Below are 788 nucleotides of genomic sequence, written 5' to 3' on the forward strand. Positions count from 1 at the left end.
ATCCTGCTGGCCGGCACCGCGATCGTCTCCTACTTTCTCGGCGACAGCATGCAGGCGATCATCATCGGCGTGATCCTGGCGGCCAGCATCGGCTTGGGGTTCGTCAACGAGTATCGGGCCGAGCGGGCCGCCGCCGACCTGCACGCGGCCGTGCACCACAACGCCGTGGTGCGCCGCGACTCGAAGTTCGTCACGATCGGCGTCACCGACCTGGTGCCCGGTGACGTGGTCCGCCTGTCGCTGGGCGAGGCCGTGCCCGCCGACGTCCGGCTGATCGACGTCACCGGCCTGGAATGCGACGAGAGCATCCTGACCGGCGAGTCGACGGGCTCGGAGAAATCGCCGCAGCCTGTGCCGGCCGGCGCCGAGCTGGCCGAATCGACCGACCTCGCTTTCATGGGCACCATCGTGAGCGCCGGGGAGGGCACCGGGGTGGTGTACGCCACCGGCAGGGATGCCGAATTCGGCCGCATCGCAGCGGGTTTGGACAAGCGCCAACCCGAGACCGATTTCCAGGTGGGGCTGCGCCGGTTCTCCTACCTGCTGCTGCAGGTCGCGATCGCGCTGATGGTGGTCATCCTGGTCAGCAACCTGCTGCTGCACAAGCCGATCATCGATTCGGTGCTGTTCTCGCTGGCGATCGCGGTCGGCATCACGCCGCAGCTGCTGCCCGCCGTGGTGAGCACCAGCCTGGCGACCGGCTCGCGGCAACTGGCCAAGGCCAAGGTCCTGGTCAAACGCCTGGTCTGCATCGAAGACTTCGGCGACATCGACATCCTGATCACCGA

At 67.5% G+C, this 788-nt stretch carries 1 pseudogene; it reads left to right on the top strand.

Annotated elements, in window-relative coordinates:
* Positions 1-788 (top strand): annotated as a pseudogene (locus A5696_RS29035) (magnesium-translocating P-type ATPase); the annotation flags it as partial.

The sequence above is a fragment of the Mycobacterium sp. E2699 genome (genome assembly GCF_001666745.1).
Classification (GTDB): domain Bacteria; phylum Actinomycetota; class Actinomycetes; order Mycobacteriales; family Mycobacteriaceae; genus Mycobacterium.